Here is a 16,682-nt window from a genome sequence, read left to right on the forward strand (position 1 = left end):
GGGAAAACGATGTTTCAGAAGAATTCGCATGGCAGAAATGTAGTCGTAAAAGAGGGGAAGCTTTTGAAAAGGCTTCTCGTCGTCTTTTTATGTGCTGTCATCATTTCCGCTTTGGGATTCGGCATCGTAATGTTCATAAAATCGCGGACCAATTCGGGCGTGTCGCTTATTTCCCTGCGGGCGAAATGGCGCGACGGTGATTACGGCGGGGCATACGATATAAGCGGGCAGCTGCTTTACGACAGGCCTTTCAACCATACTGCGCTGCTTTTCCGCGGATATTCCTCATTCTATCTTGCCGCCGCTGAGAACGATACCGTCCAGGCGCAGGGGCTTATCGACGAGGCGATAGCGAGCCTTCGTCAGGCGCTGCTGTTCGAGAAGGATGGCGGCAAAAATCTTCCGAGAATCGAGTACATGCTCGGAAAATCGTATTTCTACAAGGACTTTCTTTCCGCATACCATTATTATGCAGACCTCTCCGTCAAGTATCTTCAGTCTGCGCTCTCGCACGGGTACAAGGCTGACGACATTCCGGAAATCCTCGGCCTGAATTATGCCGCGCTCGGCATGACGCTCGAAAGCATATCCTCCTTTTCGGAGGCGCTTCTTGTCAAGCAGTCCGACCTTCTTCTTTTGTCAATCGCGGAGCAGTACCACGCGGCTGGTCAGAATCAGGCGGCGGAGCAGTATCTCTACAGAATTTCGCAGGAATGCAAGGACGAGAAGATAACGCTCAAAAGCCGGTACCTTCTGGGGGATATATACCTCGAAGGTGAGCTTCTTGAGAACGCCGAGAAGGAATTCCGGTCCATTATCGACGAGTATGACGGCTCGGAGCACGCGGCAGACGCGTATTACGGGCTCGGGCTCGTCTTTGAAAAGCAGAACGAAATGGCGAAGGCTCGTTCCGAATGGCGGAAGGCATTGCGGATTCAGTCGAACCATGCGGGCGCGCTTGCCGCGCTCAAGAAAAGCTCCGAAAGGTGATTTGAAAATATAAATTGAAAAAAAAGGGAGGCAGCTCTTTATGGGTTTGTTCGAGCGTTTTTCTACTGACATTGGAATTGATCTTGGAACGTGCAACACACTGATATATGTCCGCGGAAAGGGAATCGTCGTTGACGAGCCGTCCGTCGTGGCGGTCGAGAAGGGAACAAAGCGCGTCGTTGCTGTCGGCGCGGAGGCGAAGAGGATGCTCTACAAGACGCCGGGTAACATCAGCGCTATCCGCCCGATGCGCGACGGCGTCATATCGGACATCGACAGCACGGAGAAGATGATTAAGTATTTCATCTCGAAAGTTATCTCGCGCCACCAGCTGTTCAAGTCGACGCGCATGAAAATCGGAATCCCGTCGTGCATAACGCAGGTCGAGCGCCGCGCCGTCATAGAGGCCGCGCTGAAAGCGGGAGCGAAAGAGGTCGACGTCATCGAGGAGTCGCTCGCGGCGGCAATCGGCGCGCAGATAAAGATTGACGAGCCTGCCGGTCACATGATTTGCGATATCGGCGGCGGAACGACGGAAGTCAGCGTCATCTCGCTCGGCGGCATGGTCGTAACGAAGGCAATCCGCGTCGGCGGCGATAAATTCGACGAGGCAATCGTCAACTTCATAAAGAAAACGCACAACCTCAAAATCGGACCGTACGCGGCGGAGCGGCTCAAAATCCAAATCGGGAATGCCGTCGCGGACAAGGACGGGACAATCGAGACGATGGAGGTCCGCGGAAACGACGCCATCACTGGTCTTCCGAAGCGTCAGGTCGTCGACAGCGTGGAAATCCGCGAGGCGCTGAAGGACGCAGTGAACCAGATTGTCGAGCTGATAAAGGTGACGCTTTCCGAGACGCCGCCGGAGCTTGCAGCTGATATCGTCGAGCGCGGAATCGTCATGTCCGGCGGAGGGAGCATGCTCAAGGGGTTGCCGAAGCTCATCGCCAAGGAGACGCAGGTTCCGGTCTTCCTCGTGGAGAAGCCGCTTGAGTGCGTCGCGCTCGGTGCCGGTCAGGCGTTCGAGCTTTTCAAGGACATGTCAACCGACCGCTCAGTCTACGACAACCTGAACGACTAGGCTGTTATGGAGTCACAGAAGAGCAGGTTCAGCCTGCATCTGCCGGAGCTTGTGCTCGTCGTCCTCGTCGTGATTTCGGGGACGATGCTCGCGCTGAGCTCCGGAGGCTTTATCCTCAACTTCAAGAACGTCGGTTTTACGGCGTTGTCTTCCGTGCAGAAGGGAATCGGAATCGTGACGAGCGGGATTACGGGAACGTTCAATGCCGTCCACGAGCTTGCCCGTCTCCGCGAGGAGAATGCGTTCCTTACGGAAAAGCTCAAGAACTACGAGTATTTTCAGCGCAACAACACGGAGATAACGAACGAGAACCTGCGCCTGCGCGAGCAGCTCGGGTTCTCGACGAAAATCGAGCAGCGGAATTTTCCGGCGCAGATAATCGGGCGCAATACCGACAACCTTTATTCCACTTTTACGATAAACAAGGGAAGCCGGGCGGGAATAAAGAAGAACATGCCGGTCATCGCAATCCAGAACGGCCAGGTAGGGCTTGTCGGGCGCGTGATTTCAGTCGGCGTCGAGACGAGCATGATTCTTCCAATTTTCGACGAGAAATGCACCGTATCCGCGCGCGTCCAGTCAACGCGCGACATCGGGCTCGTGAGCGGGCAGGGGAGCGCGTCCGGGATGCTTTCGATGCGCTACGTGAAAAAGCGGGTTCTCGACGAGCTCAATTACGGCGATTTGATTGTCACGTCCGGAGAGAACGAGAATTATCTCCGCGACATCACGATCGGCTCCATATCGAAGATAACCCCGCTCGACTACGACTCGACGCTCGACATCGAAGTCGTTCCCGTAATCGATTTTTCGAGGCTTGAGACGGTAATCGTTGCCGACCTCAAGGAGCTGAACCCGAATCTTGTCGTGAACCAGTAGATGAAGTCCGGGTTGCCGAAGCCCAAAAACGCGGGAAATGCGGTTTTGGGCTTATATGTTTTTCTGGTCATGCAGTTTTAAATCGGGCGGTTGGCGCGTCCAGTCCGCTCCGGAAAGGGAGGTTTTCCGTTTTATGATACGGGCATTCTTCACCGCGCTGGCGATACTCCTCTGTTTCGCCCTCTTCGAGAGTTCAATCCTTTCGAACATACAGCTTCTTCCGGCAGTCCCGGATTTTCTTCTGATATGCTCGCTTTATTTTTCCCTCAACAACGGGCGGACGTTCGGAGCAGTCGGAGGATTTTGCTCCGGGATTTTCCTTGATTTTCTTACGGCGGCTCCGTTCGGAATGCACAGCCTCGTCCGCACCATCATAGGATATTCGGGCGGCTGGTTCCTCAAAATACTCAACCTTGAGGGCGTTTTCATTCCCGCGCTTCTCGGTTTCAGCGCGACTGTCCTGAAGGCATTCCTCCTTTGGCTCGTCTCGCTTTTCTTCCCCGTGTCGGTCGCTCATTACGATATCCTTTCGGTCGTGTTCCTCTGCGAGCTTGCGATGAACACGATTATCTCTCCGATACTGTTCAGGTTCCTCCGTATTTTTGACGGCTCGCTCCTTTTCGGGCAGGAATCCGTTGCGTGATTTTGGGCGGGAGGAAATATGATTGTCGATGATGACGGAGATGAAATCGGCGCGAACAAGGCTTCGAGCCAGATTGAGCGCAACATGAAGGCGATGGCGATGCTTGTCGTCGTCATTCTCGTGATTGCCGCATACATAAGCCAGCTCTACAAGCTTCAGATTAAGAACGGGGACTACTACCGCGGAAAATCCCAGCGCGTGTCGAGCCACACGGACACGATTCCCGCGCAGCGCGGCGAGATTTTCGACAGGAACGCGACGCTTCCGATGGTCGTCAACTCTGATTCGTTCGTCGTCAGCCTCAATCCGGCGGAAATCCCGCGCGGATATTACGACACAGTGACTTCTCGGCTGTCGTCCATCCTCGGAATCGCCAAGCTCGAAATCGACAGGAAGATTCCGGAGAAATCGCGGAAAATCTACAAATCCATCGACATAAAGATGAACGTCCCGTTCAGCGTCATCTCGAACATCGCCGAGAACATCATCGACCTTCCCGGCGTTTCCTGGCAGCTCAAGCCCATACGGAGGTACGTCGAGACAGGCTCCATCTCCCACGTCGTCGGCTACGTCGGCGACATAACGAAGGAAGAGATAAACATGATGTACAACCAGGGCTACACGGAGAACATGGTCGTCGGGAAGATGGGAATCGAGAAGCAGTACGATTCGCTGCTCCAGGGAACGCCCGGCTCCGTGCGCAAGAACGTCGACGCGCGCGGCCGCGCCATCTCCAACGAGCTGATAACGACGCAGCCGCAGATGGGAAAAAGCCTCGTGCTCACAATCGACTCCCGCATACAGGAACTTGCGGAGAAGGCTTTGGGGAACAGGGTCGGGGCGGCGGTCGTCCTCAAGCCGGCGAGCGGCGAAATCCTCGCGATGGTTTCGTACCCGTACTACGACCAGAACATTTTCAGCAACGATGATGCGGCTGCCCAGTACAACAAGCTCGTGAAAAGCCCGAACAACCCGCTTCTCAACCGCGTCGTGAACGCGGTATATCCGCCGGCGTCCACGTTCAAGACGATAATGACGACGGCGGCTCTGTCGGAGCGCGTGATTCCCCCGTCTAAGAAAATCGAATGCTCGGGGAAAGTCATCTACGGAGACAGGACGTTCCGCTGCCATCAGCGCTGGGGACACGGTATGCTCGACATGCGGGGCGCGCTCGCCGAATCGTGCGACATCTATTATTGGGTTCTCGGGCGCGATTACCTTGGCGTCGACCGCATCGCATCCTACGCGAAGGAATTCGGGCTCGGGCAGAGCCTTGAGGTTGACCTTCCGTCGCAGGCGGCGGGATTCGTTCCGACGGCGCAATGGAAGGAAAGAAAATACCACGTCAAATGGCTCGGCGGAGACACGATGAACATGTCCATCGGTCAGGGATACACGCTCGTGACGCCGCTCCACATCGCGAACATGATGGCGATGGTCGCGAACGGCGGGAAGATTTACCGCCCGCACCTCCTCAAGGAAGTCCGCGACCCCGCGACGAACGAGGTAATCGAGACAATCGAGCCGAGCCTCCTCCACGAGTCGAACATCGAGCCGTCTGTGTGGCGCGCGGTCCAGAGCGATTTGCGCTACGTCATCTCGGACGGAACGCCGCAATGGCCGATGGAGAACAAAGTCGTCAAGGTCGCGGGAAAGACGGGAACGGCAGAAGTCGGGTTCGTGGACCACTGGCACGCGTGGATGGCGACGTTCGGTCCCTATGACGCGGCTCCGGAAGACCAGGTCGTCGTCGTCGTCCTCGTCGAGGCGGTCAACGACTGGGACTGGTGGTCGCCGTACGCCACGAACATCATCTATCAGGGTATATTCGCGAACCAGACGTACGAACAGGCAGTTCAGGCGCTCCCGAACGTCCGCTACTACATGGGAGAGCTTGCGCGCAAGGTCAAGACAAACGGAAGAAGGCAGGAGTAGGAGTTTTCATGGCAGGAATATTCAGCAGGCGCATACAGTTTCTGAAGCTGTTTGATTTCATGCTTTTTTTCTCGGTCGCGGCACTCGTGACTATCGGAATTCTGTTCATCTATTCGGCGGGATTCAACTCGGACGGAATAAACGTTTCCGGCGAGTACATAAAGCAGATTATCTGGGCGTTCATAGGGCTTTTCATGATGTTCTTCGTGATGCTCATCGATTACCGGGGGCTTGAGAAGCACGCGGGAAAGCTTTTCATCGCGCTGATTGTCGTCCTCGTCATAACGCGCCTTTTCGGAAAGAAAATCAACGGCGCGCGGAGCTGGCTGTCAATCGGGCCGCTCGGAATCCAGCCGTCGGAGTTCTGCAAAATCCTCTACATTCTGTATCTCGCGCGCTTCTTCCACCGCTCGGAGGGAATGCCCCCGCTCAGGCGTTTCATATATTCGCTTCTCATATTCATGGTTCCGTTCGCGCTCATAATGGCACAGCCCGATTTGGGAACGTCGAGCGTCTTCCTTCCCATTCTCCTGATGATGATGCTCTTCGGCGGGATTCCGCTGCGGCTCATATTCATGCTCCTTCTCGGGGGGTGCCTGACGGTCTATCTGACGGTTCTTCCGACGTGGCAGCAGGAAATAGCGCAGCGCGCCATCCCCGCGGTGACGCTCCTGACGAACATAAAGCTCCGCGGGATAATCGTCCTCGCGTCGGGCGCCATCTGCGTCATCGGGATAATCGGGATGATTCTCTACAAGGAGAACCGCTACTTCTACTGGATTGCCTACGCGTTCGGGATAATATGCGCGTCGCTCGTCATGTCGTACGGCGCGGGGAAATTCCTCAAGAGCTACCAGATTGAGCGCCTCATCATATTCATCAACCCCGAGGTCGATGAGCGCGGCGCGGGATGGCATATCATACAGTCGATGACGGCGGTCGGGAGCGGCGGGCTGTTCGGGGAGGGCTTCCTGCAGGGGAACCTGAGCCATCTGCGCTACCTTCCTGAGCAGAGCACGGACTTCATCTTCGGAATCCTTTCCGAGGAGACGGGGTTCGTCGGCGGGCTTGTCGTCTTCTTCCTTTATTTCGCCATCATGGCGCGCACGCTTTCCGTCATCAGGAACGCGACGAATTCATACGGAATGTACATCGCCTCGGGCGTTTTCGGGATGTTCCTCTGGCATTTCACGGTAAACGTCGGGATGGTCATCGGAAGCATGCCGATTACGGGAATCCCGCTCTTCTTCCTCTCCTACGGCGGCTCCTCCCTTCTCACGGCGATGACCGCGGTGGGGCTTCTTATGAGCGTGCGCTACAGGAAGCACGACTTCGACTGAAAACGCTTTATCTTTTTTGAATTTTGGAAAATCACTTATGGAAATGAAACTTGTGAACCCGACGGAGGCGTTCGGCGTCTCCCTGTGCTCCGTGCAGAATCCCTCCTCGTACATCGGAGGCGAGCTCGGCTCAATCGTGAAGAAGCACGACGACGGCGGCAGGATGCTGAATTTCGGGATAGCCTTTCCGGACGTCTACGGAATCGGGATGTCGAACCAGGCTGTCAAGATAATATACAACGGGCTGAACGCCCTCGGCTCGGTGCGGTGCGAGCGCGTGTTCGCCGTCGAGAAGGATTTCGAGGAGCTTCTGTCGCGCACCGGAGTCCCGCTCTACACGCTTGAGACGGGAATCCCGCTCCGCTCCCTCGACATGCTCGGCTTCTCTATCGGCTACGAGCTCGGGATAACGGGCGTCCTGTCGATGCTCGACCTCGGCGGAATCCCACTCCGCGCGTGCGACAGGGGCGAGGACGACCCGATTGTCATTGCGGGCGGCTGCGGAAGCACGAATCCCGCCCCGTTCTCCGACTTTTTCGACGCGTTCTTCATCGGCGAGGCGGAGGGCGGCATGTTCGAGCTTGTCGGGCGGATTGCAAATATGAAGCGTGACGGCGCGACAAGGGCCGAGATGCTTGCCGAATTCGCGCGCGACAGGCACGTCTGGACGCGCGGGATGTCGGCGGAGTCGTGCGGGCACCAGAAGGCGTTCCGCGCGGTGTGGTCGGAATTCGGGCGGGTTCCGAGCGTGGAGTCGTTCATGCCGCTTCCGAACATGAAGCCCGTCCAGGACCATGGTGTCGTCGAGATAATGCGCGGCTGCCCCAACGGATGCAGGTTCTGCCATGCGGGCGTCTATTACCGTCCCCAGCGCGCGAAGTCGAGGCAGCTCATCATCGACGAGGTGGAGAGGCTCGTGAGCGTGGGCGGCTACCGGGAAATCTCTCTCACGTCGCTGTCTTCGGCTGACTATCCCGACATCGAGGGACTTCTCGACTGCCTGAACGGCATGTACCGCAAGCAGAACGTCAGCTTCCAGCTTCCCTCGCTCAAGGTGAACAGCTTCTCGCTGCCGCTCCTCGAGAAACTTTCCGAGGTCAGGAAAAGCACGCTCACTTTCGCGGTGGAGACACCCGAGGAGGCGTGGCAGCTCATGCTCAACAAGGAAGTCTACGCGCAGCATCTCGTCGACATAATCCTCGACGCGAAGAAGCGCGGCTGGAGCAAGGCGAAGTTTTATTTCATGGTCGGGCTTCCGCTTCCGGAGACGGACGGCAAGACGGAGGAGAAGGCGATTGTCGATTTCCTCCTCGACCTTCAGGAGCGCACGCGCATACAGTGCAACGTCAACGTCGGGACGTTCATCCCAAAGCCGCACACCGCCTACCAGCGCATCAGGCAGATAAGTCCCGAGGAATCCGCGCGCAAGCTCGCGTACATCCGCGACAACCTTCCGCGCGGGAAATTCCATGTGGGGACGCACGACATAAACACGAGCTACATCGAGGGGCTTCTCTCCCGCGGGGACGAGCGCGCTGGCGCCGTAATCCTCTCCGCGTACAGGAAGGGCGCGCGGCTCGACGCGTGGGAGAACCATCTGCGCGAGAACCTTCCGTTCTGGAACGAGGCGTTCGACGAGGCGGGATGGGACGTGCGCGCGGAAATTCTCCGTGAGCGGGGCAAGGACGAAGCGCTCCCGTGGGACGGCGTCTCGCTAGGACCGTCGAAATCGTTCTTCGAGAAGGAATGGGAGCGGAGCTGCTCCGGCGTCCTGACCCCCAAATGTGCCCCGGACTGCGACCACAAATGCGGCGTCTGCGGCGACAGGACGAAGGTGTGCGCCTCCGACTCCGCCTCGGACGCTGTCGTTCCCCCCGCGAAGGAAGTCCGCGTGGCGAGGGACAACATCCCGCTCATGTACCGCGCGGTCTTCCAGTTCACCAAGTGCGACGGCGCGGAGTTCCTCTCGCACCTTTCGATGATAGAGATGTTCAACAGGGCAGTCCTGAGAAGCTCTCTGCCTGTCATCTACACGACGGGCTTCAACCCGATTCCCCGGCTCGAATTCGCGACGACGCTCTCTCTCGGCGTCAGCTCCGCGGCGGAAATCGGCTCGACGGTGCTTTTCGACCCCGTCGGGCCGGAAGACTTCATGCGCATGATGAACGGAAACCTGCCGAAGGGAATCAGGATAACGCGCTGCACGGTTTTCCCCGTGACGAACCAGCGGAGAAGGGAATCCCTTTCCGCCGCCCTCTGGGGAAGCGTGTACGAATACGCGCTGTCCGTTCCGCCCGAAAAAGTCCGCGAATTCCTCGCCTCCGAGGGTGCCACGCCGTTCACGGAAAGCGGCTCGCTCTGCTCGTTCGACACGTCCCGGCTCGACGGCGGGATTCTCGGCGCGACGCTCCTCTTCCAGAAGGACCGCCCGTTCAGGAACGCGCTCGAGTCGTTTTTCGGCAAGAGGATTTGGGAAATCGCCGCGATACGGAAGGTCCTGACGCTCGCGAAGCCGGACATAACGGGATGGACGCCCGAGGTGAACGAGGCGTACCAGAAAAGCCTTTTGGCGATGAAAAGCCGCGGGGAGATGTTCTCCATAAACGCCAGCTTCAAGTCGAGGACGCTCCACCCGTTCGAGAAAAGCGCCGGCGAGGAATTCACCGATTACTTCGAGCTTTACGCGCGCATCGCCCAGGTGAACGCCTCGCTCATAGAGCAGCGCGCGCGGATGGGGGCTGAATAGGATGAGGCGTTCAAGCGCGTTGTTCCGCTCCTCGTTGATGCTCCTGCTCGTCGACCCGCTCTTCTACGCGGCGGCGGTCGCGACAGTCCTTTTCTGCTCGTTCCGCTTTTTCCTCGCCGGGAAATTCTTCGTCGAGGGAGCCGGGACGACCGACCTCCGGCAGCTGTTCCAGTCCGTTCCGTTCATATCGATAGCGACGGTCCCGCTCATCGTGTTCAGGCTGCGGCGGTTCATCTGCGACGATTCGCTGCCCGTTGCGCCCGCGAAACGGTTCGCAGTCATCATCGCGGCGGCGCTCTCGGCGTTCTCCGTCCCCGTGCTCATGCTCGTGTCGGTTCCCGCCTGCGTCTCCTCGTTCGGCGACGTGGATGTCGGGCAGGCGGCGGCGGGATTCTCCGGCGTCATCCTCTATGGGCTTCTCGCGTCGTCGCTCTCCGTCTTCCTGTTCGCCGCGTTCCCGTCCGTCCCGGCAATCCCTCTGCTCGTGTCGATGGCGGTCCTCGCCGCGGTCGACTTCATCCATATCGTCCCTCTCTACGTCCCGCTCGGGAGCGCGCTCTCGTTCGCGATGAGGAAAATCAGCTTCGCGTGGCATTTCGACTCGTTCGGGAAGGGAATCGCCGACTCGCGCGACATATCGTTCTACCTGATATCGTCCGCGCTCTTCGTGGTGATGTCCGTCGTGGCGGAGCGGAGGCGCACCGGCCGTCGCGGGGGGAGGGCGGCGCTCCTCGTCGCGCTCGCGTCTCTTTCGCTGCTCGCGTTCTCGGCGGAGCGCTCGTATTTCCGCGCCGACATGACGGCCTCGCGGAGGCATTCGCCGAGCAAGGCGACGCGCTCTCTCGTCTCCCTCCTCGGCTCGCCGCTCAGGATAACGTATTACCGCTCGCGGGAGCTGTCCGAGCTGTATCCGCAGGCATCCGAGGTCGCCGATTTTCTCCTCGAATTCAGCTCGCTGTCGCCGCTCGTCACGCTCGAGGTCGTCGATGCCGACGCGGGAAGGCTTTCCGGGCTCGGCGTCCAGGGGCAGCAGCTTGAGCGCAACACGGGAACGAAAATCGAGCTGGTGACGGTCTATTCCGCCGTCGTCATGCAGCACCTCGACAGGCAGTCGATAATCCCCTACGTCCTTTCCACGGGCACGCTCGAGTACGACCTTGCACAGCGCGTCAAGCAGCTCGTCTCCGGCTCCGCGCGCAGGGTCGCGGTCTTCGTCGGAAACGGGAGGGACTGCGGAGAGTCGTATTCCTATGTCGCGCCGTTCCTCGCCTCGCGCGGGTTCATGCCCGAGATTGTGGGAGGCGTGGAAGCCGAGCGCGCGATATCGTCCCTCGGAAGCGGGGACAGCCTGCTCGTCCTCGGCTCGTCGGAGATGACGTTCGCGCAGGGGCAGGCTGTCGCGGGCGCGATAGGCCGCGGCGTCCCCTCGTTGATCGCGACGTCCCCGTATTCCGTCCCCGTCGAGACGGAATGGACCGTGTCGCGTGCCGATGACGACCCGCTTATCCCCGTGCTGAATTCGCTCGGGTTCGCGTTCGTCCCCGCGCTCGTCGAGGATTTGTCGTGCTTCCCGGTCTCCATGCAGAGCGGCGAGGGCAATTCCGCGGAATTCGTCACGCTGAACTATCCCTTGTGGCTCTCCCTCATGCCGCAGCCGGCGGCGGTGCGCGGCATGACGCTGTTCTGGGCAAGCCCGCTCGCGCTTTACGGCGGGGCGGTCCCGCTTCTCCGCTCGTCCCCGTATTCGTGGCTGCAGAGGGACGGCGCGCCCTTCGTCACCGACCCGTTCGCGCTTCAGGGCGCGTCTTCCGGCGGCGATTATGAGCAATACGTCGTCGCGGCGGAGAAGATGACCGAAACGGAGCGCGTGTGCGTAGTCGCCGACCAGCATTTCGTCTCGTCCCTCATGACGGGCTTCATCTCCGGCGAGAATTCCGTCGACTTCAGGAACTTCGATTTCCTCTGCACGCGCCTGCTCCGCCTGAACGGCGAGGACGCCCTAGCCGACATGCTCGACAGGACCCGTCCCGCGACGTCGCTGCACAAGATTTCCGATGCGGAAGAATTCGGCTCTGAGCGGCGGAGGACGCTTGCCATCCATTTCGTGTTCCTCCCGCTCGCCGCCGCGCTCCCGTTCGCCGCAATATGCGCAAAAAGAAGGAGAAAACAATGATGGGAAAACGTGCCGCCGTTTCTCCGGCGCTCATCGCCCTGTTCCTCGTGTCGCTCGCGCTTTTCGCCCTGTCGCTTTTGTTCCCGACGCGCTCCTCCGCCGTGCCGAAATCGTCGGAGAGCGCGATTCTGAACCCGAAATTCGAGGGCGCGGTCGATTCCGTCGCGATATCGGGCGGGGGGCAGTCCGTGAGGCTCGTCCGCACCTCGGGCGTGTGGTCCGTCTCCTCGGGCGGGGCAGAGTCGCTCGCGGACGCGCGCCTCGTCGCCTCCTTCCTGAAATCATGCGCGAAAATCCGGCGCGTGTTCGAAATCTCCTCCTCCGAAGGCGACAAGGACGCGCTTTCGCTGACGGAGGGAAAAGGAACGACGGTCGTCTTCTACTCGCTCGGGAACGAGGTGTCGCGCGTCGTTTTCGGGCGCAGCGACGCCATTTCCGGAAGAATACCGCTCTCTCCATCCGGCTCGCCGCTCTCGCTTGAGACGGAGGACGACCTCTCGCATTTCCTTTCCGGGGATGCCGATTACTGGACGGCGGGGGAGCTTTTCTGCGGGCTCGGGGAGATTGTCCAGGCGAGGATGTCGGTTGCGGACGGCTCGTTCTCCGCGTCGGCGGGGAAGGGGGACGACGGTTTCCCGGCATTGTCCTCTGCGCTCTCCTCAATCAGGCACGGGAAAATCGCCGGGAGGACCGGGGTCGCCGACGCGGGGCTTCCCGTCTTCGCCGCAATCGAGGCTCATGACGGGAACGGAAAATCAATCCGCGCGGAATTCATGAGGGGCGAAGGCGGGATTTTCGTCCGGAAGCGCGGGAACCCTTCCGTTCCGGACAACGCCGTCTACGGGATAAGCGACTGGACGTTCGGAAAGCTGGCGTCTGAGTTCGGCATGGAAAATATAGTCGATTAGCTTGAATTTTTTTATCTGCCCTGAATACCGAGTTTTAACGGATTTGTTCGCGATTACCATCGCTCGCTTTTAAAATGGTATGCTGCCCTAACGGCGCGGGTTGTCCGCGCATGATTTTATCCTTGACGGATAAAAAAACTGACCTTAGAATTTTTTCTTAATTTGTATTTCCGTCCGTGCTATCGAATAAGAGAGGAGAGAAGCCAGTATGAAGGGATTATTCAAAGGAAAGCTGAAAAAAATATCGACGAAATTCGGCATCACCGTCGGCATCGAAATCATGATTATGTTCGGCGTCTTCATGGTGCTCAGCGTGAACAAGATTTTCAAGTCGAGCAGTGACAGCGTCATCGCGTCGATGCAGGCTCTCACGAAGTCGTTCGCGACGAACCTGAACCAGCGGAACTCGAAGTTCATGCAGCAGATGAGGATGTACACCATGAGCGACATCGTTCGCGGGCACGATTTCTCCACCGAGAATGCCGTCGCGTGGCTGCTCGACCACGAGGACATACGGGGCAAGGATTTCAAGGAGATAATATACGTCGATTACGGGACGGGCAGGGCGTATTCGGACACAGGAAGGGAATTCGACGTCTCCGCCTCGGAGCATTTCGAAAGGATGAAGGGCGGTTCCCTCTCGCAGTACATCTCGAACCTTGAGGGGACGGGCGAGGATGACGCGGTCTACTGGGTCTGCAAGTCGGTCAGCAAGAGCAACGTCCGCGTCGGATATTTCGCGGGCTCCGTCACTTACGCGACGCTGGCTGCGGCATTGGACGAAAAATCGATTGCGGAGGAGGGAAAGACGCTTCTGATTGGGGAGGACGGAAGAATCCAGTTCTATTCCGACACGCACATCGCGATGAAAGCGAACGCGCTCGACTCGGACAGGCTCGGCGACACGCAGGGCATGTCCGACATGGTGAGGAAGATGATTCAGGGCGAGAGCGGGTTCGGCTGGATGAAATACAAGACCGGCAGCGATTTGCTCGTGTACACGCCGGTCAACGGGACAAAATGGAGCCTCGCGTTCTCCGTCCCGCACTCATACGTTTTCAGGGCGGCACGCGAAATCAAAAACTACATGATTGTCTTCGTCATAATAATCGAGATGATTCTCGTCGGAACGATTTTCATCGGCGTGAAAAAGGCGCTCAAGCCGCTTTCCGATTTGGAGGGAAGGATACACGAAATCGCATCGGGCACGGCAGACCTGACGGCGCGAATCAACGTGAAGACGGACGACGAGGTCGGCTCGGTCACGACGGGCTTCAACAGGTTCGTCGAAAAACTTCAGGTAATTATGCAGGGCATAAAGCATTCGCGGCAGACGCTGAACACGTCGGAGGGCAACCTCGGGACGGGCATAGAGGAATCGAACGGCAGCGTGTCGGAAATCGTCACGAGCCTCGAGAACGTGACGGAGCAGCTCGACAAGCAGACGAAGTGCGTGAACGCGACGGCGAGCGCGGTCAACGAAATCGCCTCGAACATCGACTCGCTCGAGAGGATGATTGACAGGCAGGTCGAAGGCGTGAACGAGGCGAGCTCCGCCATTTCCGGCATGTTCAGCACGATAAACGACGTCACGAATTCCGTTGAATCCATGGCAGGCTCGTTCGACTCTCTTGAGGAGCTGTCGCGCGCGGGGAACGAGAAGCAGGAGGAGATGAACAACAAAATCACGCAGATTGAAGGACAGAGCGAGATGCTCCTTCAGGCGAACAAGGTCATCGCGTCGATTGCGAGCCAGACGAACCTCCTTGCGATGAACGCGGCGATCGAGGCGGCACATGCAGGAGAGGCCGGCAGGGGATTCAGCGTCGTCGCGGACGAAATCAGGAAGCTGTCGGAAAATTCGGCGTCGCAGTCGCGGACAATCGGCGAGCAGCTCAAGAAGATAAACGACTCGATAAATTCCGTCGTGAAAGCCTCCGACGAGACGAGCAGGATGTTCTCCGAGGTTTCCGAAAAAATCAAGGAGACGGACGAAATCGTCAAGAACATCAAGGCGGCGATGGAAGCGCAGAAGAGCGGCAGCGTTCAAATCAACAAAGTCCTCAACACGATGGGCGACTCGAGCGAGGAAGTCATGCGCGCCTCGAAGGAAATGTCGAACGGGAACAAGGCGATTCTGGACGACGTGCGGCGGCTCAAGGACGCGACCGACCAGATGAACGAGAGCGTCCGCACGATGAGCTTCTGCACGACGCGCATGGCGGATACGGACACAAAACTGAAGCGGATCGTAAGCGACATGCGCTCTTCAATCTCGAAAATCGGCGAGCAAATCGACAATTTCGAGGTCTAGCCTTCCTGATGAAGCGCTGTTCGGAACGGCCGCCGCGTTTTTATTGCAAAGGGTCTTGACAGAATTCCTTCGGCATGATAATGTTTCGAACATTCGTTTATGACGTATGTCTCCTTCGTCTAGTGGTTAGGACATCGGGTTTTCATCCCGACAACAGCAGTTCAATTCTGCTAGGAGATGGAAAATCCCCGCGATTGCGGGGATTTTTTTTGTTCCGTCCGTCGGTACGAAAGCCTTACACTTGGGCGTAGTCCTTCGCCTCGTAGACCGCCTCGCTGTCCTTCGACTCTATCAGATACCCTTTTTGCCTGAGCACGTCCTCAATCTCCGAAAGTGCCTTCTCGTTGCGCGCCTCGACGGTGTGGTAATGGAAATTCCCCGTGATGTTCTTCAGCGGGGTCGAGACGCCGCTCCTCAGGTCGGAGAGGAAATTCTCAACGTCGCGCTTGCTCGCAATGTTGAGCGGGGCGGAAATCGTCCCGTAGACCTTGTGCTGGATGAACACGTCCAGCACGCGCCCGCCGCGCTCGACGATTGACGAAAGCTCGTCGAGAATCTGGTCGTCGGTGTGCGCGACCTTGAATATCTTCCGCGCGCCTTCCGTCCTCGCCGGAATCGTGTATCCCGCGCTCGTTGAGACGATGTCGTCCCTCCTCGCCCGAATGAGGGCGATGTCGGTGACGATTACCTGCCTGCTGACCCCGAGCGTCCGGGCGAGGGAGGAGCCTGACACGGGCGATTTCGATGAGGAGAGAATCCTGATGATTTCGCGGCGGCGCTCCTCGCCGCTTTGTTTCCTGGCGTTTTTTTCCATCAGACGGCGTGCAGGTTCTTGAGGGAAAGGTCGAGGATGGGGCTTGAGTGGGTGAGCGCGCCCGACGAGATGTAGTCCACGCCGAGGTCGACGAGGGCGGCGATGTTCTCCTTCGTCACGTTCCCGGAAACCTCGACCTCCGCGCGTCCCGCGATGATGCCGATTGCGCGCGCCATCGTCGCGTGGTCCATGTTGTCGAGCATGATGATGTCCGCGCCCGCATCGGCGGCCTCCGCCACCTGCTCGAGCGTCTCGACCTCGACCTCGATTTTCCGCACGAACGGCGCGTATGCCTTCGCCATGCGGACAGCCTCCGCGACGCCGCCCGCGGCCCCGATATGGTTGTCCTTGAGGAGGACGCCGTCGGAGAGGTTGTACCGGTGGTTGTTTCCGCCGCCAATCCTGACCGCGTACTTCTCGAATATGCGGTTGTTCGGCGTCGTCTTCCTCGTGTCGAGGAGCTTCGTGCGCGTCCCTTCGAGGAGGGAAGAGACCTGCCGCGTGTATGTCGCGATTCCGCTCATGCGCTGGAGGTAGTTGAGCGCCGTCCGCTCACCCGAAAGGAGGACGCGGATGTCGCCCCGGACGGTGCCGAGCCGCTGTCCTTTCTTCACCTCGTCCCCGTCGGAAGCCTCGAGCGCGACATCCGTGCTTTCGTCGAGAATCTTGAACACCTTCTCGAACACCGGAAGCCCCGCGACGACGCCGTCCTGCTTTGCAATCAGCTCGACCTCGCCGAGCCGCCTCTCCGGCATCACCGCGTTCGTCGAGACGTCCTCGCTCGAAATGTCCTCCCTGAGAGCGCTCAGTATGAGAGGCTCCGCGTTAAGCATCAATGTTATCCTGTCCATTTTTG

At 58.6% G+C, this 16,682-nt stretch carries 12 protein-coding genes and 1 tRNA gene; 11 read left to right on the plus strand and 2 right to left on the minus strand.

Annotated features, from left to right (window positions below; all coding sequences use genetic code 11):
- Positions 1-63 precede the first annotated feature (63 nt).
- The 11 genes from TRESADRAFT_RS10000 to TRESADRAFT_RS10050 all read left to right on the plus strand — a co-directional run bounded on the left by TRESADRAFT_RS10000 (position 64) and on the right by TRESADRAFT_RS10050 (position 15,192).
- Complete coding sequence (locus tag TRESADRAFT_RS10000) at positions 64-990, plus strand: tetratricopeptide repeat protein (protein ID WP_141607329.1); 927 nt, start codon at positions 64-66, stop codon at positions 988-990.
- Between the two features lie 40 nt (positions 991-1,030).
- A complete protein-coding gene (locus TRESADRAFT_RS10005) occupies positions 1,031-2,074 on the plus strand; it encodes a rod shape-determining protein (RefSeq protein WP_002705342.1) in 1,044 nt (347 codons plus the stop codon).
- Between the two features lie 6 nt (positions 2,075-2,080).
- Positions 2,081-2,953 (plus strand): rod shape-determining protein MreC, encoded by an 873-nt coding sequence (mreC, locus tag TRESADRAFT_RS10010; RefSeq protein WP_002705344.1) that lies wholly within the window; start codon positions 2,081-2,083, stop codon positions 2,951-2,953.
- A gap of 133 nt (positions 2,954-3,086) precedes the next feature.
- Positions 3,087-3,596, plus strand: a complete 510-nt coding sequence (gene mreD / locus TRESADRAFT_RS10015) for a rod shape-determining protein MreD (RefSeq protein ID WP_002705346.1) — start codon at positions 3,087-3,089, stop codon at positions 3,594-3,596.
- Between the two features lie 18 nt (positions 3,597-3,614).
- The gene (gene mrdA, locus TRESADRAFT_RS10020) at positions 3,615-5,531 is read left to right on the plus strand and encodes a penicillin-binding protein 2 (protein WP_002705347.1); all 1,917 of its coding nucleotides are present in this window, start codon (positions 3,615-3,617) and stop codon (positions 5,529-5,531) included.
- Positions 5,532-5,539: 8 nt separating this feature from the next.
- Positions 5,540-6,871 (plus strand): rod shape-determining protein RodA, encoded by a 1,332-nt coding sequence (gene rodA / locus TRESADRAFT_RS10025; protein ID WP_002705348.1) that lies wholly within the window; start codon positions 5,540-5,542, stop codon positions 6,869-6,871.
- A 37-nt stretch (positions 6,872-6,908) separates the two neighbouring features.
- Positions 6,909-9,617 carry a TIGR03960 family B12-binding radical SAM protein gene (locus TRESADRAFT_RS10030; protein WP_002705349.1) on the plus strand — a complete coding sequence of 903 codons (2,709 nt, stop codon included), beginning with the start codon at positions 6,909-6,911 and terminating at the stop codon, positions 9,615-9,617.
- A 1-nt stretch (position 9,618) separates the two neighbouring features.
- Positions 9,619-11,790: a GldG family protein gene (locus tag TRESADRAFT_RS10035; protein WP_040842875.1), complete on the plus strand. Its 2,172-nt coding sequence runs from the start codon at positions 9,619-9,621 to the stop codon at positions 11,788-11,790.
- Positions 11,787-12,698 carry a hypothetical protein gene (locus tag TRESADRAFT_RS10040; RefSeq protein ID WP_002705351.1) on the plus strand — a complete coding sequence of 304 codons (912 nt, stop codon included), beginning with the start codon at positions 11,787-11,789 and terminating at the stop codon, positions 12,696-12,698. The genes TRESADRAFT_RS10035 and TRESADRAFT_RS10040 overlap by 4 nt, the downstream gene beginning before the upstream one ends.
- A gap of 208 nt (positions 12,699-12,906) precedes the next feature.
- Positions 12,907-15,012 (plus strand): methyl-accepting chemotaxis protein, encoded by a 2,106-nt coding sequence (locus TRESADRAFT_RS10045; protein WP_002705352.1) that lies wholly within the window; start codon positions 12,907-12,909, stop codon positions 15,010-15,012.
- Between the two features lie 108 nt (positions 15,013-15,120).
- Positions 15,121-15,192 (plus strand) — tRNA-Glu (locus tag TRESADRAFT_RS10050).
- A 55-nt stretch (positions 15,193-15,247) separates the two neighbouring features.
- On the opposite strand, the gene TRESADRAFT_RS10055 is transcribed toward TRESADRAFT_RS10050, so the two are convergent.
- Positions 15,248-15,826 (minus strand): 3H domain-containing protein, encoded by a 579-nt coding sequence (locus TRESADRAFT_RS10055; RefSeq protein WP_002705353.1) that lies wholly within the window; start codon positions 15,824-15,826, stop codon positions 15,248-15,250.
- Positions 15,826-16,677, minus strand: coding sequence for a carboxylating nicotinate-nucleotide diphosphorylase (gene nadC, locus TRESADRAFT_RS10060; RefSeq protein WP_002705354.1), 852 nt, complete (start codon positions 16,675-16,677; stop codon positions 15,826-15,828). Before nadC ends, TRESADRAFT_RS10055 begins: the two co-directional genes overlap by 1 nt.
- Positions 16,678-16,682: the final 5 nt, after the last annotated feature.

Origin of the sequence: Treponema saccharophilum DSM 2985, from assembly GCF_000255555.1 — a bacterium.
GTDB lineage: Bacteria > Spirochaetota > Spirochaetia > Treponematales > Treponemataceae > Treponema_D > Treponema_D saccharophilum.